15 protein-coding genes are annotated in these 14,609 nt (G+C 44.7%); 9 read left to right on the top strand and 6 right to left on the bottom strand.

Translation table 11 applies throughout. The annotated features are described in order from the left end of the window. Positions 1-2 precede the first annotated feature (2 nt). The gene (locus AAE02nite_RS21645) at positions 3-500 is read right to left on the bottom strand and encodes a YciE/YciF ferroxidase family protein (RefSeq protein ID WP_146903080.1); all 498 of its coding nucleotides are present in this window, start codon (positions 498-500) and stop codon (positions 3-5) included. Between the two features lie 227 nt (positions 501-727). Here AAE02nite_RS21645 and AAE02nite_RS21640 point away from each other — a divergent pair, with 227 nt between their 5' ends. Beyond that, a complete protein-coding gene (locus AAE02nite_RS21640) occupies positions 728-1,618 on the top strand; it encodes a cyanophycinase (RefSeq protein ID WP_146903077.1) in 891 nt (296 codons plus the stop codon). Between the two features lie 490 nt (positions 1,619-2,108). On the opposite strand, the gene AAE02nite_RS21635 is transcribed toward AAE02nite_RS21640, so the two are convergent. Beyond that, positions 2,109-3,035, bottom strand: a complete 927-nt coding sequence (locus AAE02nite_RS21635) for an isoaspartyl peptidase/L-asparaginase family protein (protein ID WP_146903074.1) — start codon at positions 3,033-3,035, stop codon at positions 2,109-2,111. A gap of 175 nt (positions 3,036-3,210) precedes the next feature. Between AAE02nite_RS21635 and AAE02nite_RS21630 the strand changes: the two genes are divergently transcribed. From AAE02nite_RS21630 to AAE02nite_RS21620, 3 genes are all read left to right on the top strand, one after another. Then, positions 3,211-3,603 carry a DUF3127 domain-containing protein gene (locus tag AAE02nite_RS21630; protein WP_146903071.1) on the top strand — a complete coding sequence of 131 codons (393 nt, stop codon included), beginning with the start codon at positions 3,211-3,213 and terminating at the stop codon, positions 3,601-3,603. A gap of 205 nt (positions 3,604-3,808) precedes the next feature. Next, positions 3,809-4,678, top strand: a complete 870-nt coding sequence (locus AAE02nite_RS21625) for an SDR family oxidoreductase (protein WP_146903067.1) — start codon at positions 3,809-3,811, stop codon at positions 4,676-4,678. Beyond that, the gene (locus tag AAE02nite_RS21620; protein WP_246151216.1) at positions 4,662-5,306 is read left to right on the top strand and encodes an AlbA family DNA-binding domain-containing protein; all 645 of its coding nucleotides are present in this window, start codon (positions 4,662-4,664) and stop codon (positions 5,304-5,306) included. The genes AAE02nite_RS21625 and AAE02nite_RS21620 overlap by 17 nt, the downstream gene beginning before the upstream one ends. 11 nt (positions 5,307-5,317) lie before the next feature. On the opposite strand, the gene AAE02nite_RS21615 is transcribed toward AAE02nite_RS21620, so the two are convergent. Further along, positions 5,318-5,839: a toxin-antitoxin system YwqK family antitoxin gene (locus AAE02nite_RS21615; RefSeq protein ID WP_146903064.1), complete on the bottom strand. Its 522-nt coding sequence runs from the start codon at positions 5,837-5,839 to the stop codon at positions 5,318-5,320. Positions 5,840-6,433: 594 nt separating this feature from the next. Between AAE02nite_RS21615 and AAE02nite_RS21610 the strand changes: the two genes are divergently transcribed. Continuing rightward, a complete protein-coding gene (locus AAE02nite_RS21610) occupies positions 6,434-7,813 on the top strand; it encodes a PhoH family protein (RefSeq protein ID WP_146903061.1) in 1,380 nt (459 codons plus the stop codon). A 50-nt stretch (positions 7,814-7,863) separates the two neighbouring features. Here the strand turns inward: AAE02nite_RS21610 and AAE02nite_RS21605 are convergent, their stop codons facing one another. Continuing rightward, a complete protein-coding gene (locus AAE02nite_RS21605; protein ID WP_146903058.1) occupies positions 7,864-8,394 on the bottom strand; it encodes a DinB family protein in 531 nt (176 codons plus the stop codon). 95 nt (positions 8,395-8,489) lie between these two features. On the opposite strand from AAE02nite_RS21605, the gene AAE02nite_RS21600 reads away from it, so the two are divergent. Further along, a complete protein-coding gene (locus AAE02nite_RS21600) occupies positions 8,490-8,924 on the top strand; it encodes a DUF1232 domain-containing protein (protein ID WP_146903055.1) in 435 nt (144 codons plus the stop codon). Positions 8,925-9,486: 562 nt separating this feature from the next. Here the strand turns inward: AAE02nite_RS21600 and AAE02nite_RS21595 are convergent. After that, entirely contained in the window at positions 9,487-9,939 is a 453-nt protein-coding gene (locus tag AAE02nite_RS21595) for a peroxiredoxin (protein WP_146903052.1), read from the bottom strand. Positions 9,940-10,212: 273 nt separating this feature from the next. Between AAE02nite_RS21595 and AAE02nite_RS21590 the strand changes: the two genes are divergently transcribed. Genes AAE02nite_RS21590 through AAE02nite_RS21580 form a run of 3 tightly spaced genes read left to right on the top strand, consistent with a single transcriptional unit; the run spans position 10,213 to position 13,738 of the window. Beyond that, positions 10,213-10,905 carry a glycosyltransferase family 2 protein gene (locus AAE02nite_RS21590; RefSeq protein WP_146903049.1) on the top strand — a complete coding sequence of 231 codons (693 nt, stop codon included), beginning with the start codon at positions 10,213-10,215 and terminating at the stop codon, positions 10,903-10,905. 13 nt (positions 10,906-10,918) lie between these two features. Continuing rightward, positions 10,919-12,391, top strand: coding sequence for a cellulose synthase family protein (locus AAE02nite_RS21585; protein ID WP_146903046.1), 1,473 nt, complete (start codon positions 10,919-10,921; stop codon positions 12,389-12,391). Between the two features lie 6 nt (positions 12,392-12,397). Then, entirely contained in the window at positions 12,398-13,738 is a 1,341-nt protein-coding gene (locus tag AAE02nite_RS21580) for an MptA/MptB family glycosyltransferase (protein ID WP_146903043.1), read from the top strand. 81 nt (positions 13,739-13,819) lie between these two features. Here the strand turns inward: AAE02nite_RS21580 and AAE02nite_RS21575 are convergent, their stop codons facing one another. Next, positions 13,820-14,512, bottom strand: coding sequence for a DUF2461 domain-containing protein (locus AAE02nite_RS21575; protein ID WP_146903040.1), 693 nt, complete (start codon positions 14,510-14,512; stop codon positions 13,820-13,822). Positions 14,513-14,609 lie beyond the last annotated feature (97 nt).

Here is a 14,609-nt window from a genome sequence, read left to right as displayed (position 1 = left end):
GCTTATTTGTGGTTTTCGGCTTTAATGTTAATGGATGTTTCGGCGATGTAAGACAACTTTTCGTCGGTTTTCTTTTCTTCGCTTAAAGTTTCCTGCAATAAATTCAGGGCTTCGGTATGGCCTAAGAATTTAGCATAAGTACAGGCGGTGCCGTAACCAGCAATTTCGTAGTGTTCTACGCGCTGCGCGCTGGCAATAATACCGGCATCCATTACCGCTTTATCGGCATCGTAAGTCAAAAATTCTTCGGCTTCTTTCAGCAAACCTTCCATGGCTTTGCACTTTTCGGCCTCCGGCTTAATGCCCAACGACTGGAAAACCCGCTCCAGACGTTTTACCTGGTTTTGGGTTTCTTCCATGTGCTTCGTAAAGGCCTCCTGCAATTCTTTGGCGGTAATTTTAGCCTGCATTTTAGGCATGGCTTTCAGTAATTGTTGTTCAGCGCCATATAAATCTTTCAGCTGATGCACCAAAAGATCATTCAATGTTTTTAATTCCATAGTTTTTTACTTTAATATTTTACTGACTTCTGGGTTTCTATACGCCCCTCTTTTTAATAGGTTAAAAACCTGGTTGTTTAATTTAAGTAAACCCAATAATTAAATCGGCTGTAGTTGGGAAATTAAGCCTTGGTTTAAAGAGATTTATAAATGGTTTTATTTTAATTTTACAGCGACTAATATTTTCAACTGCCTGACTAAAGGCTTACCATTTTCTGAATTTATACGTGACTATACCGAAAGGAAAACTGATTGCCATTGGCGGAAACGAGGATAAAGGAACTTACCCCAACCCGAATTCGAAGAAAAAATATCACCTCGATTTTTTTGAACTCGGTATTTTAAAAAGAATTGTAACTGAACTGCGCGATAAAAACCCGCGCATCGAAGTAATTACCTCGGCTTCTATGATTCCGGAGGAAGTAGGCGATCGGTATGTAGGCGCTTTTGGTATTCTGGGCTGTAATAATATTGGGTTAATGCACATCCGGACGCCCGAGGACGCTCGCCTGCCCGAATACCTCGAACGGTTGCGGCTCGCCGATGGCATTTTATTTACCGGCGGCGACCAATCTCGGCTGGTTAATTTTTTTGGCCAGAGCGAATTTCTGAAAATTTGCCTGGAACGTTATCAGTTGGAAGAAGACTTTGTGATTGCGGGTACCAGCGCCGGCGCCATGGCCATGTCCGAAATTATGATTAAGGGCGGCAGCAGCCCCGAGGCATTGATGAAAGGGGCTGTAAAATTACGCGAAGGCCTGGGTCTGATCCGGAATGTAATTATTGATTCTCATTTTGTGAAGCGGGGCCGGTTCGGCCGGTTGATTGAGGCCGTCGCCACGCACCCCAAAGCAATTGGCATTGGCTTGGGCGAAGATACCGGTGTATTAATCACCAACGGCAACCAAATCGAAACCATTGGCTCCAACCTGGTAATTATAATCGACGGGCACCACATCAACCACAATAACACCTTGGAAGTACCCAAAGGCTCGGCTTTATCCATCGAGAACCTGATTATGCACGTATTGGCCAAGGGCAACCTCTACGATATTGCCGAACGCACTTTTTACCGCGATAAAGCAACGCACTTAAAGCGGGAAGATATCGCTTACTAATTGCTGTTACGGGAGAACCTCACCCTAAATCCCTCTCCTGAAAAAGGAGAGAGACTTTAATTACTCTTAGAGCTGTTGTGCTCCAATAAATTAAAGATTCGATATTATGAATTATAAATGCGGGTTTGTTACCGCTCCACGTACAAAGTAATTCTGAATATTTAATAGGAACAGTGCTAGTGCAAGAATGCTGGTTAAATGTTTACTGAGAAAGTAAAAGAGAATTGAATATTTAATCTTTATAATACATTATACTACAATCTTTCACCAGCAGCTAAAAGCGTTTCCATTAAACAAAGCATTACCGGAGCTCCCCTTCGCCTCAAGGAGAAGGGGTTGGGGGATGAGGTCCCTCCTAAGACTTCAATTATTAACGCAAAACTGTCCTTCCACCTGCTAGTTGGTGGTGCAAACATGCTAAATTGACCATATTAAAGCAAGACTTTATCTGCTGCGGAAATCCAATTGCTATTACCTCTAGAATATCCTTCTAATCTTTGTAAATACGGCTGTAAATGGACTCGTTGTTTAACCGGGAGGCCCGGTACATCCCTTCGGAATTAAAGCTCAGGATAATATTGGCCGCCTGGTCTACGGCAATTAAACCTCCTTCCCCGCCCTGCTTTACCAGTTTATCTTTTACCACGTAATCACAAGCCTGCTGCAAGTTAACCCCCTTGTATTCCATCAGGCACGCCACATCGTAAGCCACTACGGCCCGCATAAAATATTCGCCGTGGCCGGTACACGATACTGCGCAGGTGTGGTTGGCGGCGTAAGTACCCGCACCAATAATGGGGCTGTCGCCGATGCGGTTGTATTTTTTATTCGTCATGCCGCCGGTAGAAGTAGCGGCGGCCAGATTACCCGATACATCTACCGCTACGGCGCCTACGGTACCAAATTTGCGATCCTCCGTATGATCCAGGGTTACGGTATCGGTGCGCTGTGCTTCCAGCCACTGCTGGTAACGGTACTCGTCGTAAAAATAGCTATCCGGTTCAAAAATGAGTCCTCTTTCGCGGCCAAATTCTTCAGCCCCGGCTCCGCTTAAAAGCACATGCTCCGATTGCATCCGTACCTCATCGGCCAGCAAAATCGGGTTCCGTACCTGCCGCACACCCGCCACGGCCCCGGCCGTTAAAGTCTGGCCGCACATAACCGCGGCATCCATTTCGTGGTGGCCTTCATGCGTAAACACCGATCCTTTGCCGGCATTAAATATAGGCTCATCTTCCAGGTATTGCACGGTTTTAATTACCGCTTCCAAGGCCGTTCTGCCGGAGGCTAAAATGTGGTGACCTACCTTTACGGCACTTTCGAGGGCGTTCAGGTAATGTCTTTCTTTCTCCGGCGACATGGCCGAACGCAAGATGGTACCGGCCCCGCCGTGAACCGCAATGGCTATTTTTTGCATGGAATTTTTCTTCAAATTTGTGCTTCCGACCTAAAATTTATAAAGCTACAACTACGTTATTACCACATTTAGCGGTTCAGAAACCAGACAAAATTATACCTTTAAAAGGAATTATTGTGCCCTGAAATACGTATCTTTGTAAATAACATTCAGCTAAAATTTAAATTAAAATACTATGTCTTTTGATGTTCAAGGTAGATTGCACGAAATATTCGACGAGACCCAGGTAAGCGATAAATTCCGGAAAAGAGAGTTTGTCCTGGAGATTCCAGACGGTTCTTATACCCAATATATTAAGTTTCAGCTTACCCAGGATAAGTGCAACGTGCTGGATCAATACAAGATAGGCGACGAAGTAAAAGTAACTTTTAACCTTTCGGGCAAGCCATTTACCAAAAACGGTACCACCATGTACTTTACCAACCTGAGTGCCTGGCGCGTTGAAAGTGCTAACGGCGCCGCTCCGGCCAACACGGGAAATGCCAATAACAATTACAAGGCAGCTTCGCCGCAACCTGCGGCCAGTTCATTCCTTTCCGACGAAGCAGATAACGATCTTCCCTTCTAATCCGAATATTTATACTTGTCTTATTAAAGCGGGCCCCAAGCCCGCTTTTTTTGTGCCTATTGGTTAATAAAGCCATTACTACTTATTGGTTGCTGCCGCAATAATCCGGAAAATAAAACTTTATAATTTATATACTGGTATATTCTTTGCGCACCGCTTACCGCTCATATTTGGGTAAAGCCGATAGCATTACCAACCAAACCCTATGAAAAACAAAACAGTTATAATAACCGGCGGCAGCAGCGGCATTGGCAAAGTAGCAGCAACAGAATTAGCCCGGCAAGGCGCCCAGGTAATTATCGTTAGTCGCGATGCCGCCCGTGGTAAAGCTGCTTTGGCCGAAATAAAGCAGGAATCTAAAAACGAGCAGGTGTTTTTTATTCCCTGCGATTTATCCCGGATGGCCAATTTAAAAATATTAGCTCTGGAAATACAAAGCCGCTTTAACCATATAGATGTATTAATAAACAATGCCGGCATTTTACCGGGCAAATTTACCCTGACTCCCGAAGGTTACGAACTGTGCTGGGCCACTAATTATTTATCCGGCTTTTTGTTAACAAATTTATTATGGCAGCAATTATTAAACGCCGAAGCAGCCCGGGTCATCAACGTATCGTCGGAAGCGCACCGCCTGGGGCAACTGGATTTTAACCAGCCGCATACCGTTAAAAATTATTCTTCTTTTACGGCTTACTGCGATTCTAAACTGGCCAATATTTTGTTTACGTATGAGTTGGCGCACCGCCTGGAATTAACCAGTATAACGGCCAACTGTCTGCACCCCGGCGTAATTGCGAGTAATTTCGGCACCACTTCTTTTGGCTTGCTTAAGTGGTTATTTAAGTTGGGCCGGCCTTTTATGCAAAGTGCTGTTAAAGGCGCCGAAACCATAATTTACTTAGCCACTTCGCCTGAAGTAGCCGGGGTTTCGGGTAAATATTTTAAAAACAAAAAAGCCCGGAAATCAAGTAAAGAAACTTATAATACGGCTTTGGCCAAGCGGCTCTGGCGCTATAGTGCCGCTCAAACTGGTTTTGCGGCCGACGATGACGACGATGATGAAGAAGTTTGAGCTGAGTGAGTTAGAAGAATTAATTGCGCACGGCGAAGGTGACCGGCTGGAATTTAAAAAAACCATTACGCACCTGAATAAAATTGCCCGCACCTTAGCCGCTTTTGCAAATACCCGGGGCGGCATAATACTGGTGGGTGTGCTGGACAACGGCAAAATTTGCGGCATCGATCCGGAAGAAGAAAAGCACAGTTTGCAAAAAGCCGCCGATTTTTACTGCGACCCGCCAGTACGGTTATTTTTTAAAGAAATTGAACACGACAATGAATTAACGGTTTTAAAAATCATTGTGCCGGAAAGCCGGCAGAAACCCCACCTGGCCAAATCAAACGAAAACGACTGGCGGGGTTACGTACGGGTAAAAGACGAATCGGTGCAAACGAGTAAAATGGTGCTGCACTCACTTAAAACCGAAGATGCAGTTAAACCCTCTTACGAGCCCATCACCAAACAGGAAACTATTTTGCTGCTGCAGTTTCAGAGACAACCCCGCATTACTTTAAAGCAGTTTATGCACCTGGCCAATATTTCGCAGCAACGGGCCTCGCGCATTTTAGTAACCCTGGTATTGCATGGTATTATCCGGTTGCACGACCAGGAAAAAGAACCGTACTATACCCTTAGCTAGCTTAACCCAGTTTAACGGCCCCTGAATTCTACCGTTTGCGAGGGTAATTTCTCCGGTACTATTTCAACACGTCCGTCGGGGTATAAATATTGAATGGGCTGGCCATTGTTGTAGGTGACGGTTTTCTCGAAAGAACCTTCCGTATCAAAATAGACCCAATCGCCAAACCAGTAATAATGGGTTTTATCGTTTTGAATTTCTACCCGGGCCAATCCTTTATTTGATACCTGACCGTTTTCGTGGTAAAAGGTTACATCTACCAGGCGCCTGTCGCCCTCCCAGGTATATTTCTCTTCCATCCGCAGTTTACCGCTCGGGTAAAAATACTTCCATTCATTTACCTGTTTGCCGTGGTCGAAGCGGCCGTAGCAAATAAGCCGGCGACCGTGTGAGCGGTCCAGGTATTTCCATTTGCCATGGTGCATGGCATTCCGGTCGTAGCGGTTAATAATAATACCTTTCAGAAACTGCGCCTGAACCGGGGCTTTGGCAAAAAAAAGCATCAACAGCGCAAACCCTAAAATTTTTTTCATGCTTTCAATATTATTTTAATTAATAAAACAAATTTGCTAAAACGCACCCAAAACAAGGCTAATAAATATATGTTCTAAAATAAAACAGGAAGTCTCGGTCGCTAACAACGAGACTTCCTGCCAGAAATTCTACTTATCCGGACTTAGTCGTAAGATTTTTTCTTTTCCTGCTTTTCTGCTTTTTTTTCTTTGGCAGTTTTCAGGGGTTTCTTTTTTGTTTCCTTGCGGGCGTCTTGTGCTTTGGCCATAATAATTAAAAGTTTTATTTAATAATTTAACATATAACGTAGAAGACAAATTTAATCACAATTGTACGGCAACTCCTCTGTAATAATCAGCATTTCGGGCAAAAAATTTAATTATAAACCACTTAGGCTCCCGGCTGATTTTGCGCAAGCCTTTAAATATACATTTTGTTCATTATCAAGGCAATAAAAAACGGCTTAATTATTCCGAAAAATATTTATGCTGCCCCCATCCAAAATCTAACTATTAAACCTTATACTAGCCCAAGGTTTTACGTATACTAAAACCAATTTAGGTTTAAGGTTAATAAACCAAATTTAAATTTTTCTTACCTGTTTAAGTTTATATATGAGTGAAACCAAAAGCACCCGGGCTGCTGCCCCCAGGAAGAGTAAATCTGATAACGCTAAAAATAAGAAAATATTTGTTTTAGATACCTCGGTTATTTTGTACGATCACAGCGCCATCGAGCATTTTCAGGAGCACGATGTAGCCATCCCAATTACCGTACTGGAGGAGCTCGATACTTTTAAGAAGGGTAATGAAATTAAAAACTTCGAAGCCCGGGAATTTATTCGGTTCATCGATAAGTTGTCGCACGAAATGATGCTGCAGAACTGGCTGCCCATTAACGGTTCCGATAAAGGCAATTTTAAGGTGCTGATGATTCAGGCCCCCCAGGTAGATGCCGAGAAGATATTCGGGGAGAAAAAAGCCGATCATAAAATTTTGAATTCGGCTCTACAACTGCAGCACGAATATCCCAACCGGAAGGTAATTCTGGTAACAAAAGATATTAACCTGCGTCTGAAGGCCCGCGCCTTAAATCTGAACGCAGAAGATTACGAAACCGGCAAGGTTCAAAACGTTAATAATTTATACACCGGCAACGATGTACTCACCGATGTAGCACCGGAGGCCATAGACCAATTGTACGACCACGGATTCTGCGAAAGCAGCGCGGTATTGCCCGAGCCTCCGACAGATAACCATTATTTTGTACTCAAAAGCTACAAAAATTCGATACTGGCTTACTACAACCCAGCGCAGAAAAAAATAGAACGGGTAGATAAATTAATGGCTTACGGTATTAAGCCCCGCAGCGCCGAACAAACTTTTGCCCTCCACGCCATTCTGAACCCCAATATTCGGCTGGTTACCATTCAGGGTATGGCGGGTACTGGTAAAACCTTGCTTACTTTGGCCGGGGCGTTGGAGCAACGCCGCGAATACAAACAGATTTACATGGCCCGGCCCATTGTGCCGCTTAGTAACAAAGACATTGGCTACTTGCCCGGCGATATTAAATCGAAGCTGAACCCTTACATGGAGCCCCTCTGGGATAACCTGAAATTTATTCAGAACCAGTTTCCGGAGAATACGAAGGAAAATCAGAAAATAAAAGAACTGGTAGAGCAGGAAAAGCTCATGATTACACCGCTGGCTTACATCCGGGGCCGCAGTTTATCTAATATTTTCTTCATTGTAGACGAAGCCCAAAACCTAACCCCGCACGAAATAAAAACCATTATTTCGAGAGCCGGCGAAAATACTAAGATTGTGTTTACTGGCGATATTTACCAGATAGACACCCCTTACCTGGACACCCAAAGTAACGGCTTGTCTTACCTGATTGATAAAGCCAAAGATCATCCACTATACGCCCACATTACGTTGCTCAAGGGCGAGCGGTCGGAACTGGCCAACCTGGCGAACGAACTGTTGTAAGCCTAAGTTTCAACGCAGCATCCTTAAAGCCGGCCCCCAAGCCGGCTTTTTTATGCCGTCCATAAATGGTTCAGGTAACGGTCTTTTAAAATATTTAGGTGGTGCAAGGTATGGCCCGCGGTAATCAGAATAAGGGCTTTGGCAGTTACCGATTTGTTATTGGCAAGGCCAATCTGGTCCAGCATTTCCTGGTTTAGGCTGCTAAACAGGGCCAGGTGCGATTGCCGGGCCAGCTCGAACTCCGAAATTAAATCGTTCAGCGAACGACGGTTAAAGTCGCCATACTGCACGTAAGTATTTTCATCAAAGCCGGGCAAAGATTGCGTTTCGTGGCGGCTGATGCATAAACACCGGTAAGCAAAAATCCGGTCCGAATCAGTTAAATGGCCCAGCACTTCTTTAATGCTCCATTTGCCGGGCGCATATCCTTTTTCGGCATTTTCTTCGGTTACCTGGTGCAAAAGGGCTCTTAATTGCTGGGGTTGCTGCGCCAGCACTTCAAAAACATCGGTATCGGGTAACTGCGCAACATAGTTTTCGAAGTAAGCGGGGTATGTTCCGGTTTGGTTTTTGGTTAGCATAACTCTCGGATAAGATAATGAAAATTAATTTAGCGAAATATTACCTTAATAAAAACCTGATCGTATAGGGGCATACAAAATTAAAGAAAAATATTATGGCAAGCCTGGCAGAACAAGGTCTGAAGATTTCTCAAAACGCAATATTTGCTTATTTCCTGCGCAAAGCGACGAGTTTATTTGGCAAAAAAGCCAAAGTAATATTACTCCTGCGCGATTCCTATACCAAATTAATTGATGTAAAAAGCGATAAATCGGGATTTGCTCAAATCCGGGATATTATGTTTTCTTTTATCCGGCTGGTGCGGAGTTATTTCCGGGGTGATTACCGGAATGTATCAAAAAAATCAATTATCGTGGGTATTGCCACCTTGCTGTATTTTATGTTCCCGATAGATATAATTCCGGATTTTATTCCAATTTTAGGGTACGCCGATGATATTAGTTTAATGGCTTGGTTTATCAAATCTTTTCAGGAAGAATTAACCAAGTACCGGGAGTGGGAACAAACCCAAGGCATTATGCCTACTTAAATTAGCTGTTTTTTTATTTGGCAAAACAAACCTGAACAGATTACCTGCCTCAAACATACTAAACTGATTAAATCCGCACGTAGGAATAGGCATTAAAAGCTGGCTGGCAGTTTACCCCAATTAATTAAGTATTACCCCAGCTATTCCATGAATGGCCTGATGTTCCATTTGTCTATCTTTTGATAGATTACATCTTTCAATGGATAGGCGCTAACTGGTAGTAAAAGTATAAGAAGCCGCTGGGCCGGCGGGCTCCGTTTGGCCACTCGGGCTACTCATCTTTCCTTTCCTCCTGCGTCGGAATCCCTCGTCCCTCGGCACCGGAAACCCAGAAGAACATCTTCCAAAAGGCCCTCATCGCCAAACTGCTGTATATGCGCTTAGCTGATGCCTTGCCAGATTCAATTACAATATAAACAAAGCCTCTTCCAACAAAGCTATTCCATAATGCTCCGGTTCGGCCGAACTCCTTCCCTGGTTTAGGGAAGGTGCCCGGAGGGCAGAAGGGTAATCAGGTATTAGCTGAATAAAAGAAGCCAAAGAAATACCGCCGGTAAAACCTTTAATTCAATGTTTTGAGAATTTCCAGGGTACCGGATACGTGTTCCAGGGGTTTTAACTGCGAGTTAAAGCTATACCGGATTATTCCTTTTTTATCAATCAGGTACGTAACTCGGCCTGGCACAATGCCAAAGGTACGGGGCACCCGGTATAGTTTCCGAACCTCGCCTTTTGCATCGCTAAGCAAGGTAAAAGGTAACTGGTGCTTGGCCGAAAATTGCTGGTGCGATTGTACATCATCTGAACTGATGCCTACCACTTCGGCATTATTTTCCCGGAAAACATCGTACTGGTCGCGGAACGAACAAGCCTGCGCGGTGCAGCCCCGGGTATCGTCTTTCGGGTAAAAATAGATAACCACATTATTTTTTTTTAGTACTTCGCTTAACCGGAATACTTCGCCGGCAGCAGTTTGCAAACTAAAATCAGGGGCTTGGTCGCCAACTTTTAACATAATCTAATTTTTATCTTTATTTAACTATTCCGGCGCTTTATTGTTTAACCTGCGGTAAATAATCAGGGTAACCGTTACCAGCTTCTAAAACTACCACTAATTTAATTTATTGCGAAAGCTGCTTTTACTTACCTTAAAAATCTGGCGAATAAATAAAGTACCCGATCAATTCAATCAGTTCGGCACTGTTTATTAATTTGAATTCCAGCGGCCGGAGATCAGATGAAATACCTTAAACTAAATTGCGCATCTTTGCCAGATAATTATTAGTACATGCCACGCATTAATGTCATTATACCTGCTTATAACGAAGAAAAATCAATCCAGAAAGTTATCCGGGATATTCCGGCTACAGGGATAGATGATATAATTGTGGTGGATAATAATTCAGCGGACAACACTTTTGCAGCGGCAGCGGCAGCCGGGGCCACTGTTTTAAAAGAGCCTCGCCAAGGCTATGGCCAGGCTTGCCTGACCGGCATTGCCTATGCGCTGAATAAACCAGCCAGCCACCAGCCCGACGTAATTGTTTTTCTGGATGGGGATTATTCCGACCATCCCGAAGAATTGCCCCAGTTGGTAAAGCCCATTCTGGAAAATAAAGCCGACTTGGTTATTGGCTCCCGTGCGCTGGGCAACCGGCAACAAGGTGCCATGACTCCGCAGCAAATATTCGGCAACTGGCTAGCCACTACTTTACTAAAATATTTATACGGCGCGCATTTTACCGATTTAGGACCTTTTCGGGCTATCCGGACCGATAAACTAGTACAACTAGGAATGGCAGACCGGAATTATGGCTGGACGGTGGAAATGCAGGTAAAAGCGGCTAAACAAAAACTCCGGTGCGTGGAAGTGCCGGTAACTTACCGCAAACGGATTGGCTTTTCTAAAATATCGGGTACCGTAAAGGGCACCTTTATGGCAGGTTATAAAATTATCCTGACTATTTTCAGATATTTGTAGTTTAGTACCTGCCATGAAGAGTCTGGAAATATTAATTCTTGCCGTTTACAGTTTATGCCTGACTTTTATATTTTTATATAGTCTGGTGCAACTGCAACTGGCGTGGCTATACTTCCGGGCAAAAAACAACAAGGTTATTACGCCTGCTCCTACTCTGCTTACCAATTGGCCGGCGGTAACGGTACAACTACCTTTATACAACGAAATTTATGTAGCCGAGCGGCTACTGGATGCCATTATGGCGCTGGATTATCCGCCGGAAAAATTACAGGTACAGGTATTGGACGACTCTACTGACGGTACCACTGCCTTGGTAGCAAATAAAGTAGACGCTTACCAGGCGCTTGGCCGGAATATTACCCACGTGCGCCGGCCCGACCGGGTGGGCTACAAGGCCGGCGCTTTGCAATACGGTATAGCCACGGCCACCGGTGAGTTTATCGCTATCTTTGACGCCGACTTTTTACCCAAACCCGATTTCCTGCGAAAAACCATACCAGCCTTTGATGCGCCTAATATTGGCGTGGTACAAACCCGCTGGGGTCACCTGAACCAGGATTACTCTTTACTTACCCAGTTGCAGGCATTTGGCTTAAATGCGCATTTTACCGTAGAGCAAACGGGCCGTTCGGTAGGCGGGCATTTCATTAATTTTAATGGTACGGCCGGTGTCTGGCGAAAAACCTGCATCCTGGATGCCGGTGGCTGGCAACCCGATACGTTGACCGAAGACCTGGATTTGAGTTACCGGGCCCAGCTTAAAAACTGGCGGTTGCGCTACCTGGAGAACGTGGAAGCCCCCGCTGAACTGCCGGCCGCCATGAACGCCATTAAATCGCAGCAATTCCGGTGGACCAAAGGCGCCGCTGAAACCGCCCGCAAGCACCTGCAAAGCATCTTACACGCAAATTTATCATTTGGCACAAAAGTAAACGCGCTGTTTCATTTGCTCAACAGCAGCGTTTTTGTGGCTTTACTGGTGGCGGCTATTTTAAGTGTGCCGGCAATATTTTTCATTCGGGATATTTCGGTTTATAATCCGCTGTTTTCCATCCGGGGACTTTACGTTATCAGCTTGGTGGCTTTAATCTTGTTTTACTGGCTTTCTTTCCGGCAACTCGATTCGGACCGGCCAAAGGGCTTATTCTCTTTTATACCTAAATTATTTCTGTTCCTGGTTTTTTCTATGGGCTTGTCGCTGCACAACAGCATTGCTGTGGTAGAAGGCTTTCTCGGGAAAAAAACGCCTTTTATCCGTACGCCTAAATTTAACATCCGTTCGGCGCAGGATCGCTGGCAGCACAGCTTGTATGCCGTTAAGAATGTATCGGTGCTGTCTTTTCTGGAAGGTTTGCTGTGCCTGTACTTTCTGTTTGGGGTTTACCTCGATTTCCGGTTGCAGAGCTACGGCACCTTGCCTTTCCACGTTATGCTCAGCCTGGGATTTGGATTAGTTTTTTATTATTCAATTAAACACAGCCAATAAGCAGCCATGCCACCAAAGAGCAAATGGTTACTGACTTTGGTTATAAGTTCGTCGGTGTTGGCGTATGTGGGGTTAGCTTATTTTACGCCCCGCACCCATTTTGGGCAATTATCAGGCTTGTTGATGATTGTTTTTGCGGGTTATTATCTTCTGATAAGCAAGCCTTTACGGGTAAAAACCATATTGTACCTGGCAATTGCCTTCCGGCTGATTTTCTTATTCTCTTACCCTCGCCTGTCCGATGATTATTTTAGGTTTATCTGGGATGGCACCCTGCTGAACCACGGCGAAAATCCTTACCTGCACCTGCCCGCCTACTATCTCCTCCCCGAGAACAGTAACTTAATTCCGGCACTTACCCAGGATTTTTACCAGCGCTTAAATTCGCCGCAATATTACTCGGTTTACCCGCCGGTTTGCCAGGCAATATTTGGGCTAGCTAATTATGTAGGTGGCAGCAGCTTCTGGTTAAACTGTTTTATACTGCGGCTATTTATTTTATTAGCCGAATTGGGTTCTCTTTTTTGCTTATCGCGGATTTTACGTTTGCTGCATTTGCCGCAGCGGCAAATGAGGTGGTATGCGCTTAACCCGCTAATTATCATCGAACTCACCGGTAACCTGCACCCGGAAGCCTGGCTAATATTTTTTCTGTTATTTAGTTTTTACCTGCTTTTACGCGATAAGAAATTTTTCTCGGCTGTTTTGTTCGGGTTAGCAGTGGGGGTAAAATTATGGCCCTTGCTTTTTCTGCCCTTGGTGTGGCGCCGATTGGGGTTTAAAGCTTTTCTGGGTTATGGCACCGTGGTCGGGCTGGTTGTAGTAGCCTTGTTTTTTCCTTTTCTTTCTCCCGAACTGATTTCTAATATTCTGAACAGTATAAACCTGTATTTTCAGAAATTCGAATTTAATGCCAGCCTGTATTATCTTTTCCGCTTGGTGGGCTTTCGCTTATACGGCTATAACGATATTGCCCGCATTGGGCCTTTACTCTCTTTAATTACCGTAGCCGGAATATTATACCTGGCTCTGGGCAAAAAAATAAAATCCGGCCATGCGGCCAGGCAATGGTGGGAACTGCTTTTAATTTCTTTCACCTTGTACCTGGTGCTTGCTACCGTGGTGCATCCCTGGTATATAACCACCCTGGTAGCCTTGGCTACGTGTTCCCGGTGGCGGTATCCCTTGGTTTGGTCGGCAGTCGCTTTTCTATCTTACGCTACCTACCGCACCAGCGCTTATTCCGAAAACCTTTGGCTCACCGCCTTGGAATATATTATCCTGTTCGGCTTTATTCTTTATGAATACCAATTCCGGTTAGCAAAGCCTCAAGTAGAAACTAACTGAAATTTACCATTTCGGCCAAAATAACCCAGCTTTAATTCTTCAGATACTACCTTGAACATTATTCCTATAAATCTTAAGGCATCAACTCTTTTCCGGAGCAGATATTTCCAGCAAAGGCCGCATTAAAAATTCTTTAAAGGGCAGGGCCTGCTCCATGGCTTGCAGTACTACCTCCAGAGCATTACTGCTGGTTAAAAGGGCATCAGGTAAGGGGTGTGACACCATCCAGCTTTTATGGCGCAGGAAGGGCAAAGCCGGGTTATCTTTCTCGTAGCCTTTCGGGTTAGTTTTTAACTTTTCACCTTCTACCCCCTTAAAGTATTTTTTAAACGCCGTCGTTTCCAATAACTCCCGGAACTCCGCCAGGTTGTAATCTATTTCCTGGCGCACGGCTTTCAGGAACTCGGCGGGCGGCATCCACAGCCCACAGGAAATAAATGACCCGTTTTGCGGACTCAGGTGCAGGTAATAACCCGGTAATATGGATTTGCGGCCGCCTTCGGCCAGGTAAGCGCCGTAATGATCTTTATACGGATCTTTGTTTTTAGAAAACCGTACGTCGCGGTAAATCCGGAAAACCAAATCTTTGGCCTGCTGCCCCAGCGCCAAAGGCTCAAAGGCAGCCGCCCCGGCCAGCATACCTTCTAAAAATTGCATAAAATCAACCCGGCTGGCCTCATACCGGGTTTTATTTTCGGCAAACCACTCGCGCGTGTTATTTCTTTTTAAATCCGCAATAAATTGCAGCGTGGCTTTATCTATATTGTTCTTCATCGGAATTTTAAGTCTTTTTCGGCCTAAATGTTTGGGGCTGGCTGATAATAGTTATAGAATATTGAATAACCCGAACCAGCTAGTGCTTCACCAAACT

The sequence above is a fragment of the Adhaeribacter aerolatus genome (assembly GCF_007991635.1).
GTDB lineage: Bacteria > Bacteroidota > Bacteroidia > Cytophagales > Hymenobacteraceae > Adhaeribacter > Adhaeribacter aerolatus.
The sequence above is the reverse complement of the archived record's forward strand: the minus strand, read 5'-3'. Positions and strand labels throughout refer to the sequence as shown.

Coding starts and splice junctions, on each gene's coding strand:
- AAE02nite_RS21645 (WP_146903080.1), bottom strand. CDS start 500: ATGGAATTAAAAACATTGAATGATCTTTTGGTGCATCAGCTGAAAGAT.
- AAE02nite_RS21635 (WP_146903074.1), bottom strand. CDS start 3,035: ATGCAAAAAATAGCCATTGCGGTTCACGGCGGGGCCGGTACCATCTTG.
- AAE02nite_RS21630 (WP_146903071.1), top strand. CDS start 3,211: ATGTCTTTTGATGTTCAAGGTAGATTGCACGAAATATTCGACGAGACC.
- AAE02nite_RS21625 (WP_146903067.1), top strand. CDS start 3,809: ATGAAAAACAAAACAGTTATAATAACCGGCGGCAGCAGCGGCATTGGC.
- AAE02nite_RS21620 (WP_246151216.1), top strand. CDS start 4,662: ATGATGAAGAAGTTTGAGCTGAGTGAGTTAGAAGAATTAATTGCGCAC.
- AAE02nite_RS21615 (WP_146903064.1), bottom strand. CDS start 5,839: ATGAAAAAAATTTTAGGGTTTGCGCTGTTGATGCTTTTTTTTGCCAAA.
- AAE02nite_RS21610 (WP_146903061.1), top strand. CDS start 6,434: ATGAGTGAAACCAAAAGCACCCGGGCTGCTGCCCCCAGGAAGAGTAAA.
- AAE02nite_RS21605 (WP_146903058.1), bottom strand. CDS start 8,394: ATGCTAACCAAAAACCAAACCGGAACATACCCCGCTTACTTCGAAAAC.
- AAE02nite_RS21600 (WP_146903055.1), top strand. CDS start 8,490: ATGGCAAGCCTGGCAGAACAAGGTCTGAAGATTTCTCAAAACGCAATA.
- AAE02nite_RS21595 (WP_146903052.1), bottom strand. CDS start 9,939: ATGTTAAAAGTTGGCGACCAAGCCCCTGATTTTAGTTTGCAAACTGCT.
- AAE02nite_RS21590 (WP_146903049.1), top strand. CDS start 10,213: ATGCCACGCATTAATGTCATTATACCTGCTTATAACGAAGAAAAATCA.
- AAE02nite_RS21585 (WP_146903046.1), top strand. CDS start 10,919: ATGAAGAGTCTGGAAATATTAATTCTTGCCGTTTACAGTTTATGCCTG.
- AAE02nite_RS21580 (WP_146903043.1), top strand. CDS start 12,398: ATGCCACCAAAGAGCAAATGGTTACTGACTTTGGTTATAAGTTCGTCG.
- AAE02nite_RS21575 (WP_146903040.1), bottom strand. CDS start 14,512: ATGAAGAACAATATAGATAAAGCCACGCTGCAATTTATTGCGGATTTA.